The organism is Pseudomonas sp. Sample_14, assembly GCF_004307515.1.
Taxonomy (GTDB): Bacteria; Pseudomonadota; Gammaproteobacteria; order Pseudomonadales; family Pseudomonadaceae; genus Aquipseudomonas; species Aquipseudomonas atacamensis.
In genome coordinates this window covers 109867-126862 of sequence record NZ_RCOC01000088.1, presented here as the reverse complement: position 1 = coordinate 126862, position 16996 = coordinate 109867, and the positions used below count along the sequence as shown (strand labels likewise).

Below are 16996 nucleotides of genomic sequence, written 5' to 3'. Positions count from 1 at the left end.
CGAAGACTTACGCCAGCGCAGCGGCACTGGCTCTGGAGCGCCAGGCGAACGTCAGCACCATCAGCAACCCCAGACCAGCCATCGCCGCGCCGGCCAGGGAAATCGCCGGATAACCCAGCCCGGCATTGATCACCGCGCCACCCAGCGCCGCGCCGATCGCGTTGCCGAAATTGAACGCGCCGATGTTCACCGCCGAAGCCAGATTCGGCGCGTCCTTGGCGGCTTCCATCACGCGCATCTGCAGCGGCGGCACCAGAGCGAAGCTGGCGATACCCCAGATCAGAATGGCCACGGCGGCCGGCAGCGGCCAGCGCATCAGCACCGTGAACGCCAGCAACACCACAATCAATGCGCTCAGCGACACGATCAGGGTGCGGTCGATCGAGCGGTCGGCAGCCTTGCCGCCCCACATATTGCCCAGCGTCAAACCGATTCCGAACAACACCAGCATGGCGGTGATGAACGCGGCTGAGGCGTGGGTTTCGCTGCTGAGAATCGGCGCGATGTAGGTGAACACGGTGAACATCGCACTCGAGCCGACCACGGTCAGGGCCAGTGCGGCCAACACCGGACCGCGGCCCAATACTCGTATTTCCGCCAGTGCACCCGCGCCTTGCTCTGCTTTCAGATTGGGCAGGGCGAACCACAAGGCGATCATGGTCAGCACGCCGAGACCGGTAATGCCCCAGAACGCCGTGCGCCAGCCGAACAGCTCACCAAACCACGCCGCCAGCGGCACGCCGCCGATAGTCGCCAACGTCAGGCCCATGAACATCGCCGCCACGGCGCCGGCACGTTTTTCCGGCGCGACCACACTGGCGGCGACCACAGAGCCGACCCCAAAGAATGCGCCGTGATTGAGCGAGGTGATCACCCTGGCGACCATCAGGCTGTAGTAGTCGGTAGCCAGCGCCGACATCAGGTTACCCAGGGTGAAAATCGCCATCAGCCCGATCAGCAGATAGCGCCGCGGGATCTTGCCAGTGGTCAGGGTCATCAGCGGCGCGCCGAGCAGCACGCCCAAGGCGTAGGCACTGACCAGCAACCCCGCAGCGGGAATGGAAACGCCGAGATCGGCGGCGATGCCGGGCAACATGCCCATCGGCGCGAACTCGGTGACGCCGATGCCAAAGGCGCCGACAGCGAGTGCAACAAGTGGTGGATTGATACGCATGGAAAGTCTCCTCATCTATGCCGCCAATGCTACGATCCATCGTTTTCAGGCGGTAGATGGCGATTTTGGCAATCACCTTTGCGTAAGAGGCACGAATGGACTTCAACGGCAGGTCAGGGGAAATGAGCGTGTTCGTCATCGTGGCGCAGGAGGGCAGCCTCTCAGCGGCTGCGCGTGCGTTGGGGCTGACGCCTTCGGCGGTCAGTCGGATCATCGCCCGCGCTGAACAACGACTTGGCACCCGCTTGCTGCTGCGCACCACCCGCGCGCTGACGTTTACCGCCGAGGGCGAGGCCTTCCTGCGCGGTGCCCGGCGAATTCTCGCCGACATGGACGAGGTCGAAGGGGCCATTACCGATCAAGGCGTACCCAAGGGCCGCTTGCGTGTCAGTGCCGCCCTTGGCCATGGACGGCTGACCATTGTGCCGCTGGTCGCAGCCTTCACCGCCCGTTACCCGAACATCGTCGTCGACCTCAGCCTCGGCGACGAGGTAGTCGACATCCTCGCCGGCCAGGCGGACGTCGCCATACGCTTCGGCCATCTGCCCGACAGCCCGTTGACCGCACGCCGGCTCGGCCACACCGGCCAAGTCGTGGTCGCATCGTCCGATTACCTGAAACGCCACGGCACACCTCTCGAACCGGAAGACCTGCTCAAGCACAACTGCCTGCGCTTCAACTTCCGCCGCGCCGAAGCCAACTGGCCGTTCATCCGCGACGGCAAGGAGTTCTCGCTGAAAGTCAGCGGCAACATCGAATGCAGCAGCGGCGAAGCACTGGCCCAGTTCGCCAGACTCGGCGCAGGCGTTGCACGGATTGGCGAGTTCACCGTCAGGGAAGACTTGCAGCGCGGCACGCTGATCCCGCTGCTGCAAACGTTTAACCCGGGCGATGAGGAACCGATTCATGCGGTGTTCGTCGGCGGCGCGGCGATGCCGGTGCGGGTGCGCTTGTTTGTGGATTTTTTGCTGGAGCAGCATCGGATGTAAGCGTGCCGGTCGGATTCAGCGAGTCATCCCTGACCCGCAAACTGCCGGCTAGATTGTCGGGATGGTCCCGCCGTCGATCACAAATTCACTTCCTGTGATCGAAGCCGCTCGTGGCGACGCCACAAACCCGATCAGCTCAGCCACTTCAGCTGGCGTCGATGGGCGGCCGAGCGGAATACCGCCCAAGGCTTGCATGATGATGTCCTTGCCACCCTGATAGTCAGTGCCTGCCTCCTGCGCGAGTCGCTCGGCCAATGCCACCGATGCTTCGGTTTCGACCCAGCCCGGGGAAACCCGAACCACACGGACTCCTTTGGGCGACACCTCTTTCGACAGGCTCTTGCTGTAGGTCGACAGCGCAGCCTTGGCCGCCGCGTACGCTGTGGTGGATTCCGGCAGTGGCAGTCGACTCTGGATGGAGGTGACATGGATCACCACGCCATCCCGACGCTCGAGCATGCCCGGGAGCAGGGCGCGATCGAGGCGCACCGCTGGCAGCAAATTCAGATTGAGCTCGCGTTGCCACTGCTCCTCGTCCAGCGCTGCAAAACCACCACCGGGGGCCGACGAGCCACCCAGGACATGAACCACTATGTCGACGCCGCCCAGTTGCTGCTGGACCGCTGCGATGAGTACGTCACAACCTTCCCGGGTCGAAAGATCAGCCGCAACCAGCAGTGCGCCCGGCATTTCGACGTCCACTTGCCGAGCCGAAGTGATGACCTTTGCGTCCTCGGCCAGGAACCACTCGACCACTGCTTTGCCGATTCCCTTGGTGCCGCCAGTGACGAGGACCCGCTTGCCAGTCAATCCTGAATTCAGCATGGCGAGATCTCCAGCGCTCGGAATTGATGGATCGCGTCGTAGATTTCTTTCTCGTCGATGACCGTGACATACGTCTGCACGACGGCGGGATGTTGAAGGTTCATTGGCTGACTCCTGATTGATTAACTGGAGTCATCTTGCTGGGCCGCAGATAGTTTGTTCAACTGGGACAAAACTTAATGACCTATCCCGGAAATCAGGACAATCCATGGTTCAGGATCGCTTGGCCCTCAATGAACTGGACGCCGTCATAGCCGTGGCGCGAAGGGGGTCGTTTCGCCAGGCCGCCATTGATCTCGACGTCTCCACCACCGCGCTGAGCAACACCATTGCGCAACTGGAAGCGCGCCTCGAATCGCGACTGTTCAACCGCACGACCCGTAGCGTCGCCATCACCGAAGCGGGGAGAGTGTTTCTCGAACAGGTGGGGCCAGCCTTGCAGGATTTGCGTGCGGCACTCGATGCAGTGCGCTCGCAGAACGCCGGACCCTCGGGCACGTTGCGCATCAACGCCTTCGCCAGCGCTGCGCGTTCGGCGCTGCTGCCACTGGTGATCGAGTTTTTGCAGCAGCATCCGAAAGTCCATATTGACCTTGTAACCGAAGGCCGGCTGGTGGATATCGTGGCTGACGGCTTCGATTTCGGCGTGCGCTCGGCAGGCCTCGTCCCCAACGATGTGATTGTGGTGCCTGTCGGCCCGCCGCAACGTTACGCGGTGGTCGGTTCGCCGGGGTATTTTGCACAACACGGCAAACCGCGCACGCCGTCCGAGCTGCCCGGGCATCGATGCATCCGCGTGCGACTGCCGAACGGGGCGATTTTCCCTTGGTATTTCGAACGGGACGGAGAAGTTACCCGTCTTGATGTGAACGGTCCGCTTACGCTGGATGAATCGAGCGTGGTCAAGGTCGCGGTGCAGGCGGGCATGGGGCTGGGCTTTTTCATGGAGCAGGACGTTCGTGACGAAATCCGCACCGGCGAGTTCGTGCAGGTACTCGAGGACTGGACCCCGCCCCGAGACAGGTTGTGCCTGTACTACCCGAACCGCCGCAATCCCTCTGCGGCCGCCAAGGCATTCATCGAACTTGCTCGCGCCAGACAGGCTGATCAGGCTTGACCGGGCGGACTCAGGCGATCAAGCCCAGTGTCAGCCCCTTCAGGGTGGCGGCTGCACGGGTCGAGCATTGCAGTTTGCGAAAGATGCTTTCCATGTGCGTGCGCACCGTGCTCGGACTGATAGCCAACAGTTGCGCGACTTGTTTGTTGCTGGCGCCACGGCTGATTTCCAGGAGAATGCGGCACTCACGGGCTGTCAGCAGCGTAGGCTTGGGTTGCCGCAGGCGACGCTCGCCACTGGCGGCAGCAATGACGGCTTCGCAGACATCGTTATCGAACAGACCACGGCCAGCATCCTGTTTGAGTAGCGTGGCTGCTGCCGCTTCGTCGTGGGCTGATCGCCAGGGCCGGGCCTGCCTCAACGCCACCCAGGCGACCGAGGTGGCGAACAGCCGATGTTCGGCATTCAGTGCATCACCCGCCACGCCGCGAAAATAGCCGCTGCCATCGAGCCGTTCATACGCGTGGGTGGCTATCTCGGCGGGCGCGGCCAGTTCCATTACCGGCCTGAGCGCCTGTTGCGTCCAGTAAGGCACCAGGCGCACTCGCTCTGCCGCACCGTAGGGCAGCGGCCCTGGGCTATTCCATAGGTGATTGGAAACGGCTGCGCGGCCGAGGCCGTAAATCAGCGCGGACTTGCCAATGTCTGTCAGCGTCGGCTCACTCAGCCCCCACAGGCGTGCCGCTTCCATGGCAACATGCGCGACCTGACGCGAATGCCCGGCCAGCCATGGCAGCTTCAAGTCAATGACGTCTCCGACCAAAGTCAGCGAGACACGACGCTGCTCAGGCACGGGTTCAACTTTTGTGCAAAGCGTTTCCAGATCCGCCAGCCAGGTCTTGGCATTGGCCACCAGCAACGACACCAGCGATGCGGGATAGCGCCGATCCGACTGCTCGCTGATCCAGCGCAGCGCCGCGTCCAGGCCATGGGCGCGGGTGAGAATGTCCAGATCACCGGCCATGACCACCTGATAGGCGACTTCAGGGATGTGTTCATGGCTTACGCCCAGCGGTCGGCCAGTGCCGTCGTAGGTTTCGAACACCCGACACAGGCCCGCTTCGACGGCGGTTCCGAGCTGGAGGGTTTTGGCGATTGCACCGGACACTTCACAGTGCACCACGGCCAGCGGGGTTGCCTGATGCACCGCGTTCATCTGTTCATTGCCGAGGGTCAGATCGAGCATTGCGCGGCGACCATCGACGTCGTCGCCCAGCAGGTCGGCAAAGCCTTCGGCGTTGGCCGTGCACCCAGACCAGCGCAGCAAGGCAATCTGCTCTGCAACCTGCAAATGCTCACCGGCGCCGTGGCATGCCTGCGCGAGCATCCGCGCCAAAGCGGCAACGCGCCGGGAATGACCGAGCGGTTGCCCCATGCTGAGGTCACCGACCTGGGCGATGGTTGCCAGTGCGCCGTCCAGCGAGATGTCCAGTTGCAAGCCACTATCCATGAAAAATGCCCCGGGGTCGGATAATTGACCGATGCCCACAACGCAGGCCAGTCAGCAGAATCTGAACTCCCGAACAGGAGCTCATCCAATGAAAACAATCAAATCGAAATTCGCCACCGTCGCCTTTGCCCTGGCCAGTACCTTCATGGCCGGCGCCAGCCACGCGCAGGATACAACGCCTTCGGTGGTGATCGTACACGGCGCCTTCGCTGACGGTTCCGACTGGGCCAAAGTGGTGCCACTGCTGCAAGCCAAAGGCGTGGCCGTTACCGTTGTGCAAAACCCGCTCACCTCGCTGGCTGACGACGTTGCCGCCACGCGCCGCGCGCTGAACAACCAGCAGGGCAAAGTGGTGCTGGTCGGTCACTCGTGGGGCGGCACGGTGATCACCGAAGCCGGTAACGACCAGAAAGTCAGCGCGCTGGTGTATGTCGCCGCCTTCGCGCCAGAGGCCGGGCAAACCAGTGGCGAACAGGGCAAAGGTGCGCCGACGCCGCCGGGCATCAGTCAGATCAAGGCCGACGGTAACGGCTTCCTCTATCTGACCCCCGAAGGCATGGCCAAGGACTTCGCTCAGGATCTGCCGGCCGCGCAAACTGCCGTCATGACTGCCACACAAGGGCCGATCAAGGCCTCGGCTTTCGAAGATAAAACCACCGTTTCGTCCTGGAAAACCAAACCGTCCTGGTACTTGCTCGCTACCGAAGACCGGATGATTCATCCCGACGTCCAGCGTTCTGCCGCCAAGCGCATCGGTGCGACCCTCGCCGAGGTGAAGTCCAGCCATGTCCCGCAGCAGTCGCAGCCGGCGCAAGTCGCGGCGGTGATTCTCCAGGCCGTGCACGGCGTTGCTGAACAGTGATCGCGGCATCGAAGGGGAGCGGGCGTATGAATCTTCGGAGCGATCACGACTATGACTTCATTGTCTGTGGTGCCGGCACGTCGGGCTGCGTGGTCGCTGCGCGGCTTGCCGATCAGTCAGGCGCACGAGTTCTGCTGATTGAGGCCGGCGAAGACTATTCGGGCCCCGAGGTGACAGAACCGGCGCAATGGCCGCTGAACCTCGGCTCTGCGCGCGACTGGGCATTCGAGGGGCAATCCGATCCACGCCTCAACGGTCGACGGCTCCCGCTGAGCATGGGCAAGGGGCTCGGTGGAGGTTCGAGCATCAACGTGATGGTCTGGTCGCGCGGCCATCGCGCCGATTGGGAGCATTTTGCTGCCGAGTCTGGCGACCCGGCCTGGGGCTACGCATCGGTGCTCGATTACTACCGCAGGATCGAAAACTGGCAAGGCAGCCCGGACGCCACCCGGCGTGGTTCAGGTGGGCCGGTACATGTCGAGCAGCCGGCCACGCCTCAACCCCTTGCGTTGGCAACGCTGGAGGCGGCCGGCGATCTGGGCATCCCCCGATTCGACAGTCCCAATGGCGTGATGATGGAAGGGGCAGGTGGGATCGCTGTCACCGACTTGCGCATCAAACAGGGCAAGCGCGAGTCGGTTTACGACGCCTACATCCGGCCACACTTGCACTGTCCGAACCTGACGGTGATGACCGGGGCGTTGGTGACCCGCGTGTTGCTGGTCGGCACCCGGGCCGTCGGTGTCGAAGTGTTGATCGCCGGCGAGCGGCGCCGGTTTCATGCCGCAGCTGAAGTCATTCTGTCCATGGGCGCGGTGCAATCACCGAAAGTGCTCATGCAGTCGGGCATCGGCCCGGCGGATGAACTGCGAAAACACGGCATCGCACCGGTCGTTCATTTACCCGGTGTCGGCGAAAATTTGCAGGATCATCTGGCTTTCGGCTGCACGTGGGAATACCAACAACCCCAAGCGGTCGCTGGCAGCGGATGCGAAACCACCTTGTACTGGAAAAGCGACAGTCGCCTGGAAGCCCCGGATCTTTTGCAGTGTCAGCTGGCATTCGCGGTACCGTCTCCGCCTGAGGTCGCCATCGAGCCGCCGGAGCATGGCTGGACCATGTTCGCCGGGCTGGCCAGACCTGCCAGTCGCGGACGCTTGCGGTTGTCAGGTGCAGGGCCGCTGGATGCACCGATCATTGAGCCGAACTCCCTGAGCGAGCCCGAGGACATGGCCGCAGCCCATGCGTCGATCGAACTGTGCCGGGCGCTCGGCAACAGCCAGGCCTTCGATGGGCTGATCAAGCGCGCAGTCGTGCCCGGGCCGAGAGAACACCGCGCTATGGAACAGTTCATCCGCAACTCGGCGATGACCTACTGGCACCTGTCGTGTACGGCAAAAATGGGCCGCGATGCGCTGTCGGTGGTTGACCATCAATTACGCGTATACGGGATCGACGGGCTGCGCGTTGCAGATGCCTCGATCATGCCGCGCATCACCGTTGGCAACACGATGGCGCCGTGCGTCGTTATTGGTGAGCGGGCAGCGGAGCTGGTGCTTGCGGGAGTATAAAGCGCCCACAACGCCCCGCTGCGCAAAATCTGCTTTCACTCGTTCGCAAGATTTTCCCGCGCCCACTGCTCGGCCGTCGTGACCTGTATCGCCCGCTGCTCATTGAACGTGCCCGCTTTCGGCCACGCCACACCTCGACCTTGGGCAAACACCGCGCGGTATTTTTTGATGTGGTGAGTGGGGTCTTTTTCCAGTTCCTGCATCAGGTGCGGCACCGTCCAGACGTTACGCTTGAAGGGCCGTCCGAGCACGCGTTCGAGAAGGCCCGCGACCTGTTCATAGGTCAGCGTGTCGCCCGACAGATACACGATCTCGTTGCGAAAAGGCGGTTCGAAGAAAACGATTTCTGCAGTCAGTTTGCCGATGTCGTCCGGGGTCGTCAGCGTCACGCTGGTGTCCAGGCTGCCCAGGGCGTTAACGGTGTCGTTGTCGAAATCAACGACTTCAAACACCGGCTCGAAGAGGAAACTGGTAAACATGCCGGTCGAGATGATCACCCATTCGGTTTTGTCCTGCGCGCGCAGCAGTTCGCGCACGTCGAGCTGAGCATCGAACAGATCCTGCGGACTGCCCCGGCCGATCACTTCGAAGTCCACGCCAAACTGCCAGGGAAAGTAGCGTTTGATGCCCGACTTGAGCGCAGCGGTCGCCAGCTTCATCGGCGTCTCACGACCAGCGACCATGCCGGCGCAGCCGATGACGGCATCGAAAGGTGCGAAGACTTCGGCCAGTTGGTCGATCGAATCGTTGACCAGATCTGCCGCCACCATCTGCACGCCGAGACTGCGCAGTTCATCGATTTCGGCTTTCTTTGCCGGCAACTGACTGTCGATCGTCGAGGCCCTGAGCAGGACGCTGATCGTGCTGCCGGGCGAGCGCTTTGCCACTCCCGCAAGGTTGCGCAAAACCGGCAGGCCGAGCTCACCTGCGCCCAGGACGAGAATGGATTGCGGGGAAGGGTGGTTCGATTCGGTCATGATGTCTCCTGAGATCTGCATGTAAGATCGGCAAATGCTGGCACGATCGGGCAGCACTCAGAAGAAGGCACACGCGTGATACCAGGGGAAGAAATGACTGATCAGCAAGCGCTCAGTGAGGCAGAAGCAATCTGCCAGACGCTCAGACGAGACGATGATGGCGTGCGCCGCGAAGTGCTCGCGCACGCCGGCAGTCGCTGGTCTTTGGGCATCCTGCATGCCTTGGGGGTGTACGGCACGATGCGTCACGCTGAGATCAAACGGCAGATGACCGGCGTGACTCAGCGCATGTTGACCAAAACCCTGCGTGCGCTGGAACGCGACGGCCTGCTGACCCGGCGCGAGCTCGACCAGGTGCCGCCGCACGTCGAGTACGAGCTGACGCCATTGGGCATGGGCTTGCTGGTGCGGATGTCGCCGATCTGGACTTGGGTGGTGGAAAACGTCGAGGGTTTCCGCCAAGCGCGACGCACGTTCGATAGCCAGGTCGGCAAGAAACCCTCATGGCAAATTCCTGTTCCAGCGCGGGATGATTCTGAAGCGTCAGACTGAGGTTTCGCGCTTCAGCTCAGCGGCACCGCGAACACGGCACTGGCGCGCGCGACCGTTCGCTCACCTACGTGCAGACTGACGCCAGCAAACGCCAGTTGGCGGCCCTTTTTGGAGTGTTCAAGACGCACTTCGAGCCACTCGTTGATTTGCACCGCACCGAGATAATCCAGGGTCATGCTCGCCGTAATCAACGGCTGCGGCGGATCGCTGGAAAAGGCCATGGCGTAGCCCATCCCGACATCGGCCAAAGTCGCCAATACACCACCATGCAAAGTGCCGCGACCATTGGCGTGGCGGGAGTCGGTCAGCAAGCCCAGTTCCAATTGCAGGCCGTGGCCTCTGGCGTAGATCGGGCCGAGCAGATCCAGCAACGGACTGCTGCGGGTGAATGGTGTGAAACCTTCGGGAATGGCCGTGGTGTGCATGATCCCATCCTGATGCAGGTGGCTGACCTGTTTGATTGGGCGGGGAAACACAGAAGGGGGCAAGCACTATGCGGATGGGGAATTTGCTGCGATAAGTGCTGTACACGGAGCGGACAAGCAAGGAGCTACTGGGTGGATATTCAAATTCACATCGCGAGAGATGCGGATGCATCGGCTATCAGTGAAACGATCATCAAGACGCTCCGTGAGAGCAATGCTCGGGACTATCCTCCCGAAATCATCGATCGAGTGATTGAAAATTTTTCGCCCTCGAACATCCTTCGTTTTTTGACTGAGCGTCAGGTGCTGGTCGCTACGCTCGACAGTCAAATCGTCGCAACGGCAAGTCTTGATGGAGACGTTGTTCGAAGCGTATTTGTCGACCCGGACTTTCAAGGAATGGGTGTCGGAAGCCAGCTGATGAAGAGCATTCAATCACTCGCCATGGACGCAGGTTCCAACTTGCTGCGCGTTCCTTCCTCAGTCACCGCAGAAGGCTTCTATGCTTCGCTCGGCTTCAAGAAAGTCAGAGATGAGTTTCATCAGACGGAGCGCACGATCATCATGGCGAAGAAGTTGAAACGATAGCGTTCACCTAACGTTTCAGCCTGCCGAATGTGGCTTCCATCGCTGCGCGGTCATGGTCGAGCAACCAGACTTGATGTCGTTGATAAAGCTGCAAAAGTAGTTCGGTGTTGGCTCCAACCACGTCCATGCCTCGGTCGTCATAGGGAAAGACCATGACTCGCTTGGGCAGATTGAACAGGTAGACAGCACAGTTCGCACGCGGTTGGATAGCACCGAAGTCCTTGGCCAATGCGCACCAGAGTAATGCTTGAATGCTCGCCACAGACGCTTCGAAGGCGACGTTGACCCAATATTCCGGCTCTTCCTCACTGAACCATTCCTCGTTATCTATTTCTTCGCTCCAGATGCACAGCGCTGATGGAGTATCGATGCCAGCAGATTTAAGGGCGCGAAGAGTACTGCGATGGGCGAATCGATTGCGACCGGAATGAATGCGCAGGCATGCGACAAACGATTCGTCCCCTTGGAAAACGTCGCCGCAGATGGTTATGGATTTGCGCATAGCGGTCAGGAATTGCTCGATCATTCCGCCCGTTTCGGAGAGTTCGAAACGCAATCCTCCGGGCCAGGAATAGAAAAGCGGGCGGGCGAATGCCTGGGGTCCAAATGCGTTTTCGATCTCAGCTCTCAGATTCACTTTCTTCCCTTCAATGTGGATTTCTGTTTGTTCAAGACGCGGGTGAAGTCAGTGCGACGACACAAACGGCGAAGCAGTCGTCGGTGCTGGCAGCGCATAGGCCTGTTTCATCCACGCAACTTCCGCTAGCGGTGTGCGGCCGAAGAGGCGTTTGAAGTCGCGGCTGAATTGCGAGGCGCTTTCGTAGCCGACCAGAAATGCAGTTTTTGCCGCGGTCAGGTCGTTACGCAGCATCAGCAATCGCGCCTGGTGCAGCCGCGTCGACTTCAGATACTGCATCGGCGAGGAGTCGGTGACCTTGCGAAAGTGCAGATGAAAATTCGGCACGCTCATCTGCGCTTCCTCGGCCAGGGTTTCTACGTCGAGATGCTGGTGATAACAGCTGTGGATCTTGTGGATGGCGCGGGTCACTTTGCCGAACTGGCCTTGTTGGGCGATGGCGGCGCGCAGGGTGCCACCTTGTTCGCCGGTGAGGATGCGGTAGTAGAGCTCGCGCAGCATCGCCGGGCCGAGGATTTGCGCGTCGGCATCGTCGCTCATCACTTCAAGAAAACGCAGGGTTGACCGGCGCAGCGGTTCGTCGAGCGGCGAGGCGTACATGCCCATCGGCTGCGCTGTGGGGAGATCCCACCGCTCGTCCACTTGCTGGATCAGCTCGCCAGCCAAAGCGAAATCCAGGCGCACGTACACCGCGAGCATTGGCTCGGCTTCGCTGGCGTCGGTTTCCATGGTGAAGGGTACCGGCACCGACACCACCAGATAGTGCTGAGCGTCGTAGATGTAGACTTCATCGCCGAGATAACCGCGTTTACGCCCCTGACAAAGGATGACGATGCCCGGCTCGTACAACACCGGCGTGCGGGTCAGCGGTCGGTTGGAACGCAGGAAACGCACATCGTCCAGCGGGCTCAGGTTGTAACCTTCCAGCGGGGCGAGCTGGCTCATTAGCTGGACCATGCGCGCTGTGATGGGGTCTTTCGGTTTCGGCATGGGCTGTGGGTTTCCTTGTGAAAAGGCGGGTTTGAACCTGTCTGGCTGATTGGCGGGGTGTCAGACAGAGCCCTCACCCTAGCCCTCTCCCAGAGGGAGAGGGGACTGACCGTGGTGTTTGATCGGGATCTGCCGACCTGAAATATCGCGCCGAATGCTGACCGCGCTGTTCTAGAGTAATAAGCCCTGCGGAAATCTTCGAGGCAGGCTCAGGAGTTGAATCCACCCGCGATCGGCTCCCTCTCCCTCCGGGAGAGGGCTGGGGTGAGGGTGCTTTTGATCTTTCAGCCATCCGTCGAGCGGCTAAGCGCTGCCCATTGCTCAATACTCTCCGCCGTCTGCTGCAACTTGTCACGCACCAACGCCAGCGCATCGCTGCCCAATAGCAGGTGAGCCGGCGGGTTTGGACTGTCGATGATCGTCAGCATGACCCGTGCAGCTTTCTGCGGATCGCCCAACTGATGGCCGCTTTTCTCCTCCCGGGCCTTGCGCACCGGATCGAAGCTTGCATCGTAGTCACTGATATTACGAGGCGTGCGCTGCATCGAGCGGCCTGCCCAGTCGGTGCGAAACGATCCCGGCGCCACAGCGGTGACAAAAATATTGAAGGGCGCAAGCTCCTTGCTCAAGGTGTCAGAAATCCCCTCCAGAGCGAACTTGCTGCCGCAGTAATAGGCGATCCCCGGCATGGTGATGTAGCCACCCATGGAGGTGATATTGAGAATATGCCCTGCGCGGCGCTGGCGGAAATACGGGACGAACGCCTTGGTCACCGCCACCGCGCCGAACACGTTGACGTCGAACTGGCGGCGCATTTCTTCCAGAGAGCACTCTTCAAAAATCCCCTCATGGCCATAACCTGCGTTGTTGACCAGCACGTCCACCGGGCCGTGACGATCCTCCACTGCCGCAACCACCCCATTGATGGCATCGAAATCGGTAACGTCCAGCAGCACCCCATGCGCGCGCTCGGGCGACAGCGCTTCGAAGGCTGCCAGAGCGGATTCACTGCGCACTGTGCCGATAATCCTGTGACCTTGAGCGAGCGCTTCCTTGGCCAGCGCCTGGCCGAAGCCGCTGCTGACACCGGTGATGAAAAGGGTCTTCATGGATCTGTACTCCAGCAGGCAATTGGAGAGGCCATGTTAGGGCGGATAACGCTGGCGGACGATGCCGAATCGGATCGAAGTATTGCCTGTTCCTATCAATAGAGTTTTCGATCAGGTCTTGCCTCAAAAGACGGAAAAGTCCTGCAGGTCTCAAACCCGCAGGACTTTTCCTGTCTCGGCAACACGCGCTTAAGCTGCGCGACGACCCGGTGTACGGTCCGATCCATCAGCGGCGAGGGCCTCACCCAGTGGGGTGCGGTCTGAGCCGTCAGCAGCGATGGCCTGGCCTTGCGGGGTCTTGTCATAGCCGTCTTCAACCAGGCCTTGTTCCTCGAGGCGGTGGCGGCCGTTTTCAGCCAGAGCCTGGCCCTGCGGCGTACGTTCCGAGCCATCGGCAGCAACAGTCTGCTGTGGTTCGTTGACCTGGGTGAAGAAACGATCTTCCTGATTGCTCGGTACGGCGAATGCGCTGGCGCTGAGGGCGAAGGTGGCGACGGCGATCAGTTGGCTTACAGTTTTCATGGCGGTGACTCCGGTCAAATTTCGATTGAGGTCCGGGTCGTTCAGATCAGTCTCTGGTTAACCCGTTGCAGTGGTGAGTTCTGCATGGGTCCAGATTAGGGGGCAGGGCGGTGTCGGCGTTAAGCGGATACTGTCGGCGATTTGCCTGATTCTGCTTGATGAAAAACAGCCATTGACTTAGAGCGCGCTCAAACCTTTACGGTGATGACATGAATCCAGAACTGACAATTTCAAAGTTGGCCAAGCGCCTTGATTTGAGCGCTCACACGATCCGCTATTACGAGCGCATCGGGCTGTTCGATCCGGTTGGGCGCGGTGGCAATGGCCACCGGGTGTACGCCGAGAAGGATGTGCTGTGGGCCGAGTTTCTGCTCCGGCTGAAGGCGACCGGAATGCCGATCCAGCAAATGCTGAGGTATGCCGAATTGCGTCGATCAGGCGACTCGACCCTGGCAGAACGCCGCGAACTTCTCGAGCAGCATCGCCGGGACGTGCAAGCGCAGATCAGCCAGTTAAGCCAGTCCCTGGAGGTTCTGGATAACAAGATTCAGATCTACCAACAACTCGAGCAAAAGGAGCATCACCATGATCCGTAAACTTCCCGGTTTCAATCGTTTGCTGTCCGCCACACTGATTGGCGCAAGCGTGACCAGTGTCGCAGCGCCGGTGGAGATGACCGATCGTCGAGCGCGCGGAGAAGCCGCTCTGACGCAGATTACTGGCGGACCTGGTCAGGCAGTGGTTGATTCATTGGAGGATACTGCTCCAGAGCTTGCGGACTGGATTCTGAGTTTTGCCTACGGCGATGTCTTCGCCCGCCCCGGGCTCGATCACTGCACTCGTGAGCTGGCAACCGTTGCGGCACTGACCGCACTGGGCAACGCACAGCCACAACTGAAAGTGCATATCGGCGGTGCCCTGAACGTCGGGTGCACACCGGAGGCGGTGGTCGATGTGATCTTGCAAATGACCGTATACGCAGGATTTCCCAGCGCCTTGAACGGTATAACGGCTGCGCGTGAAGTCTTTGCTGCTCGCGGGATCAGCGTCAAATCCTAGGTGCGCACGCTGCAGAAACTGCGCGATAAAGCCAGATTCAACCTTCTACCCACCCCGCATACAACTGCACAAACCGCACCTGCAGCCATTCGATAAACACCTGAACCTGCGCCGGCAAATGCGTGCGGCTCGGGTACAGCAGCGATACCGGCCGAGGCAGCGGGCGCAGCGGTTGCAGAATTTCCACCAGAGCACCGCTAGCCAAATGCTCGGCGACCGCGATGCCCGGCGCCTGGATAATGCCGAAGCCCGACACGCCACACTGCACGTAAGCGTTCGACTCGGTGACGGTAATGCCTTTGCGGCTGACGTAGCTTTTCTGTTTGCCCTCAACTGAAAACTGCCAGGGCAAGGTGCGGTTGTTCTGGCCCGAGAGAAAGTTCACACCTTGATGGTTCGCCAGATCTCCAAGCGTTTCCGGCGTGCCGTGCTCGCGCAGGTATTCGGGCGCGGCGCAGGTGACCATGGTCGCCAAGGCGATAGGGCGGGCGATCAGGGTTGAGTCGTGCAGCTCGCCGATGCGCAGCGCACAGTCGATGCCTTCGCCGACCAGATCAACCGCACGATCGGTGACGCCCAGCACCATATCGATGCCGGGGTAGGTGGCGGTGAATTCTCGCAGGCTCTTGATGAATTCCAGTTGCGCGAACGCAGTGGGGATATCGATGCGCAGGCGGCCGGACAGCGTGGCTCCGGTGCGATCGAACATCGTGGTGGCGGCGGTGATCTCGGCGAGGATTTCCTGTACCCGCTGATAGAAAAGTTCACCCTCGGCGGTGAGTGCGACTTTCCTCGTAGTGCGCTGGAACAGGCGCACGCCCAGCGATGTTTCCAGTTCCTGAATATAGCGAGTGACCTGCGGCCGGCCGATATCCAGCGACTCGGCGGCTTTGGTGAAACTGCCCAGCTCCGCCAGCCGGGCGAACAGGCGCATCGATTGCAGTAATTCCATGACTTTTCCGCTGAGCTTCAGTATCTGGATTTGTTGCCTGAGAATAGAACAATCCTGTCTGTTTCCAAGCATTTATTGCGCTGGTGTAAAAGCCAATCATGGCCCCAAGGCAAACCTGCTGAGGGTTTGCGGCCAATAACGCATTTGGAGACTCACCATGAAAGCATGGTTACTGAAAGATTTCGGGCTCGACAATCTGCAACTCGGGGAGACGGAAACGCCGCAACCCAAGCCCGGCGAGCTGCTGGTCAAGGTCGGCGCGGTGTCGCTGAATTTTCGCGACAAGGCGATCGTTGACGGCATCTATGAGCCGCACATGGTGCCAAAACCGTTGATTCCGGTCAGCGATGCCGTCGGCACGGTGGTTGCGATCGGCGACGGCGTGACACGCTTCAAGGTCGGCGACCGGGTCAATTCGCATCTGTACTCGCGCTGGCTTGACGGCGAGCCGGGGCCGAACGAGCCGGATTACTGCTTCGGTTCGCCGCTGCCCGGTGGCCTCGCCGAGTACATGATCATTCACGAGGACAGCGCCGTCGGCGCGCCGGCCAACATGAGCGATGAAGAGGCGGCGACGCTGCCAATCGCCGCACTCACCGCGTGGTATGCGCTGGTGGATTTCGGCGCTATTCAACCGGGCCAGACTGTGTTGGTGCAGGGCACCGGCGGCGTATCGATTTTCGCCGTGCAGATCGCCACCGCGCTGGGCGCCAAAGTCATCGCTACCTCAAGCAGCGATGAAAACCTGCACGCGGTAAAACGTCTGGGCGCGGTCGCCGGTATCAACTACCGCAGCACGCCGAACTGGGCGGACGAGGTGCTCAAACTCACCGAGGGCAAGGGTGTGGATCTGCTGCTCGATGTGGCGGGAGGCAATGGCATCAATCAGTCGGTAGCAGCGACCAAGGCCTCGGGGCGGATAGCGCAGATCGGCTTTCTGACAGGGCAGACTGTCGAGCTGAACCTGATGCCGCTGATCTTCCGCCAGACCACCATTCGCGGCATCGCGGTGGCACCGCGTTCATCGTTCGACCGGATGAACGTGTTCCTCGCCGAGCACGACATTCGGCCGGTGATCGACCATGTGTATCCGTTCGAACAGGCGCGCGAGGCCTATGAGCATCTGGCGAAGGGGGCGTTTGGCAAGGTTGTGATCAAGGTAAGCTGACAACGAAAAAGGCGCCGATCAAGGCGCCT

19 protein-coding genes are annotated in these 16996 nt (G+C 60.8%); 9 read left to right on the top strand and 10 right to left on the bottom strand.

All coding sequences use genetic code 11. The features are described from left to right. Window positions 1-7: 7 nt before the first annotated feature. Window positions 8-1174, bottom strand: coding sequence for an MFS transporter (locus D8U61_RS21190; RefSeq protein WP_016774330.1), 1167 nt, complete (start codon window positions 1172-1174; stop codon window positions 8-10). Between the two features lie 95 nt (window positions 1175-1269). Between D8U61_RS21190 and D8U61_RS21185 the strand changes: the two genes are divergently transcribed. Beyond that, on the top strand, window positions 1270-2163 hold the full coding sequence (locus D8U61_RS21185; RefSeq protein WP_130927616.1) for a LysR family transcriptional regulator: 894 nt from the start codon (window positions 1270-1272) through the stop codon (window positions 2161-2163). Window positions 2164-2211: 48 nt separating this feature from the next. Here D8U61_RS21185 and D8U61_RS21180 read toward each other — a convergent pair whose 3' ends face one another. Next, window positions 2212-2988: an SDR family oxidoreductase gene (locus D8U61_RS21180; RefSeq protein WP_130927615.1), complete on the bottom strand. Its 777-nt coding sequence runs from the start codon at window positions 2986-2988 to the stop codon at window positions 2212-2214. A gap of 208 nt (window positions 2989-3196) precedes the next feature. Here D8U61_RS21180 and D8U61_RS21175 point away from each other — a divergent pair, with 208 nt between their 5' ends. Next, complete coding sequence (locus tag D8U61_RS21175) at window positions 3197-4105, top strand: LysR family transcriptional regulator (RefSeq protein ID WP_130927614.1); 909 nt, start codon at window positions 3197-3199, stop codon at window positions 4103-4105. Window positions 4106-4115: 10 nt separating this feature from the next. On the opposite strand, the gene D8U61_RS21170 is transcribed toward D8U61_RS21175, so the two are convergent. Continuing rightward, a complete protein-coding gene (locus D8U61_RS21170; RefSeq protein ID WP_130927613.1) occupies window positions 4116-5555 on the bottom strand; it encodes an HD domain-containing phosphohydrolase in 1440 nt (479 codons plus the stop codon). Between the two features lie 88 nt (window positions 5556-5643). Between D8U61_RS21170 and D8U61_RS21165 the strand changes: the two genes are divergently transcribed. Both D8U61_RS21165 and D8U61_RS21160 read left to right on the top strand, forming a co-directional pair. After that, complete coding sequence (locus D8U61_RS21165; protein WP_130927612.1) at window positions 5644-6417, top strand: alpha/beta hydrolase; 774 nt, start codon at window positions 5644-5646, stop codon at window positions 6415-6417. A 26-nt stretch (window positions 6418-6443) separates the two neighbouring features. Beyond that, complete coding sequence (locus tag D8U61_RS21160; RefSeq protein ID WP_130927611.1) at window positions 6444-7988, top strand: GMC family oxidoreductase N-terminal domain-containing protein; 1545 nt, start codon at window positions 6444-6446, stop codon at window positions 7986-7988. 35 nt (window positions 7989-8023) lie between these two features. Here D8U61_RS21160 and D8U61_RS21155 read toward each other — a convergent pair whose 3' ends face one another. After that, window positions 8024-8965 (bottom strand): aromatic alcohol reductase, encoded by a 942-nt coding sequence (locus D8U61_RS21155; protein WP_130927644.1) that lies wholly within the window; start codon window positions 8963-8965, stop codon window positions 8024-8026. A gap of 93 nt (window positions 8966-9058) precedes the next feature. Between D8U61_RS21155 and D8U61_RS21150 the strand changes: the two genes are divergently transcribed. Then, window positions 9059-9517, top strand: a complete 459-nt coding sequence (locus D8U61_RS21150; protein WP_016774338.1) for a helix-turn-helix domain-containing protein — start codon at window positions 9059-9061, stop codon at window positions 9515-9517. A gap of 11 nt (window positions 9518-9528) precedes the next feature. On the opposite strand, the gene D8U61_RS21145 is transcribed toward D8U61_RS21150, so the two are convergent. After that, window positions 9529-9942, bottom strand: a complete 414-nt coding sequence (locus tag D8U61_RS21145) for a PaaI family thioesterase (RefSeq protein WP_130927610.1) — start codon at window positions 9940-9942, stop codon at window positions 9529-9531. Window positions 9943-10074: 132 nt separating this feature from the next. Between D8U61_RS21145 and D8U61_RS21140 the strand changes: the two genes are divergently transcribed. Next, on the top strand, window positions 10075-10530 hold the full coding sequence (locus tag D8U61_RS21140) for a GNAT family N-acetyltransferase (protein ID WP_241663643.1): 456 nt from the start codon (window positions 10075-10077) through the stop codon (window positions 10528-10530). A 7-nt stretch (window positions 10531-10537) separates the two neighbouring features. On the opposite strand, the gene D8U61_RS21135 is transcribed toward D8U61_RS21140, so the two are convergent. The 4 genes from D8U61_RS21135 to D8U61_RS21120 form a co-directional block, all read right to left on the bottom strand. Then, on the bottom strand, window positions 10538-11167 hold the full coding sequence (locus tag D8U61_RS21135; RefSeq protein ID WP_130927609.1) for a DUF3885 domain-containing protein: 630 nt from the start codon (window positions 11165-11167) through the stop codon (window positions 10538-10540). A gap of 48 nt (window positions 11168-11215) precedes the next feature. Next, window positions 11216-12157 (bottom strand): AraC family transcriptional regulator, encoded by a 942-nt coding sequence (locus D8U61_RS21130; protein ID WP_130927608.1) that lies wholly within the window; start codon window positions 12155-12157, stop codon window positions 11216-11218. Window positions 12158-12441: 284 nt separating this feature from the next. Then, entirely contained in the window at window positions 12442-13266 is an 825-nt protein-coding gene (locus D8U61_RS21125) for an oxidoreductase (protein WP_130927607.1), read from the bottom strand. A gap of 189 nt (window positions 13267-13455) precedes the next feature. After that, window positions 13456-13788: a hypothetical protein gene (locus D8U61_RS21120; protein ID WP_130927606.1), complete on the bottom strand. Its 333-nt coding sequence runs from the start codon at window positions 13786-13788 to the stop codon at window positions 13456-13458. Window positions 13789-13997: 209 nt separating this feature from the next. Here D8U61_RS21120 and D8U61_RS21115 point away from each other — a divergent pair, with 209 nt between their 5' ends. Together D8U61_RS21115 and D8U61_RS21110 are read left to right on the top strand one after the other, a co-directional pair. After that, a complete protein-coding gene (locus D8U61_RS21115) occupies window positions 13998-14384 on the top strand; it encodes a MerR family transcriptional regulator (RefSeq protein WP_130927605.1) in 387 nt (128 codons plus the stop codon). 76 nt (window positions 14385-14460) lie between these two features. After that, window positions 14461-14847, top strand: coding sequence for a carboxymuconolactone decarboxylase family protein (locus D8U61_RS21110; protein ID WP_130927642.1), 387 nt, complete (start codon window positions 14461-14463; stop codon window positions 14845-14847). A 37-nt stretch (window positions 14848-14884) separates the two neighbouring features. Here the strand turns inward: D8U61_RS21110 and D8U61_RS21105 are convergent, their stop codons facing one another. Continuing rightward, window positions 14885-15799, bottom strand: a complete 915-nt coding sequence (locus D8U61_RS21105; RefSeq protein ID WP_130927604.1) for a LysR family transcriptional regulator — start codon at window positions 15797-15799, stop codon at window positions 14885-14887. A gap of 157 nt (window positions 15800-15956) precedes the next feature. Between D8U61_RS21105 and D8U61_RS21100 the strand changes: the two genes are divergently transcribed. Continuing rightward, on the top strand, window positions 15957-16967 hold the full coding sequence (locus tag D8U61_RS21100) for an NAD(P)-dependent alcohol dehydrogenase (RefSeq protein ID WP_130927603.1): 1011 nt from the start codon (window positions 15957-15959) through the stop codon (window positions 16965-16967). Window positions 16968-16996: the final 29 nt, after the last annotated feature.

Bases quoted from the DNA above. Each gene is read 5' to 3' on its own strand.
- D8U61_RS21170 (WP_130927613.1), bottom strand. From the start codon at position 5,555: ATGGATAGTGGCTTGCAACTGGACATCTCGCTGGACGGCGCACTGGCA.
- D8U61_RS21120 (WP_130927606.1), bottom strand. From the start codon at position 13,788: ATGAAAACTGTAAGCCAACTGATCGCCGTCGCCACCTTCGCCCTCAGC.
- D8U61_RS21160 (WP_130927611.1), top strand. From the start codon at position 6,444: ATGAATCTTCGGAGCGATCACGACTATGACTTCATTGTCTGTGGTGCC.
- D8U61_RS21110 (WP_130927642.1), top strand. From the start codon at position 14,461: ATGACCGATCGTCGAGCGCGCGGAGAAGCCGCTCTGACGCAGATTACT.
- D8U61_RS21175 (WP_130927614.1), top strand. From the start codon at position 3,197: ATGGTTCAGGATCGCTTGGCCCTCAATGAACTGGACGCCGTCATAGCC.
- D8U61_RS21145 (WP_130927610.1), bottom strand. From the start codon at position 9,942: ATGCACACCACGGCCATTCCCGAAGGTTTCACACCATTCACCCGCAGC.
- D8U61_RS21180 (WP_130927615.1), bottom strand. From the start codon at position 2,988: ATGCTGAATTCAGGATTGACTGGCAAGCGGGTCCTCGTCACTGGCGGC.
- D8U61_RS21105 (WP_130927604.1), bottom strand. From the start codon at position 15,799: ATGGAATTACTGCAATCGATGCGCCTGTTCGCCCGGCTGGCGGAGCTG.
- D8U61_RS21155 (WP_130927644.1), bottom strand. From the start codon at position 8,965: ATGACCGAATCGAACCACCCTTCCCCGCAATCCATTCTCGTCCTGGGC.
- D8U61_RS21100 (WP_130927603.1), top strand. From the start codon at position 15,957: ATGAAAGCATGGTTACTGAAAGATTTCGGGCTCGACAATCTGCAACTC.
- D8U61_RS21150 (WP_016774338.1), top strand. From the start codon at position 9,059: ATGACTGATCAGCAAGCGCTCAGTGAGGCAGAAGCAATCTGCCAGACG.
- D8U61_RS21165 (WP_130927612.1), top strand. From the start codon at position 5,644: ATGAAAACAATCAAATCGAAATTCGCCACCGTCGCCTTTGCCCTGGCC.
- D8U61_RS21115 (WP_130927605.1), top strand. From the start codon at position 13,998: ATGAATCCAGAACTGACAATTTCAAAGTTGGCCAAGCGCCTTGATTTG.
- D8U61_RS21130 (WP_130927608.1), bottom strand. From the start codon at position 12,157: ATGCCGAAACCGAAAGACCCCATCACAGCGCGCATGGTCCAGCTAATG.
- D8U61_RS21190 (WP_016774330.1), bottom strand. From the start codon at position 1,174: ATGCGTATCAATCCACCACTTGTTGCACTCGCTGTCGGCGCCTTTGGC.
- D8U61_RS21125 (WP_130927607.1), bottom strand. From the start codon at position 13,266: ATGAAGACCCTTTTCATCACCGGTGTCAGCAGCGGCTTCGGCCAGGCG.
- D8U61_RS21185 (WP_130927616.1), top strand. From the start codon at position 1,270: ATGGACTTCAACGGCAGGTCAGGGGAAATGAGCGTGTTCGTCATCGTG.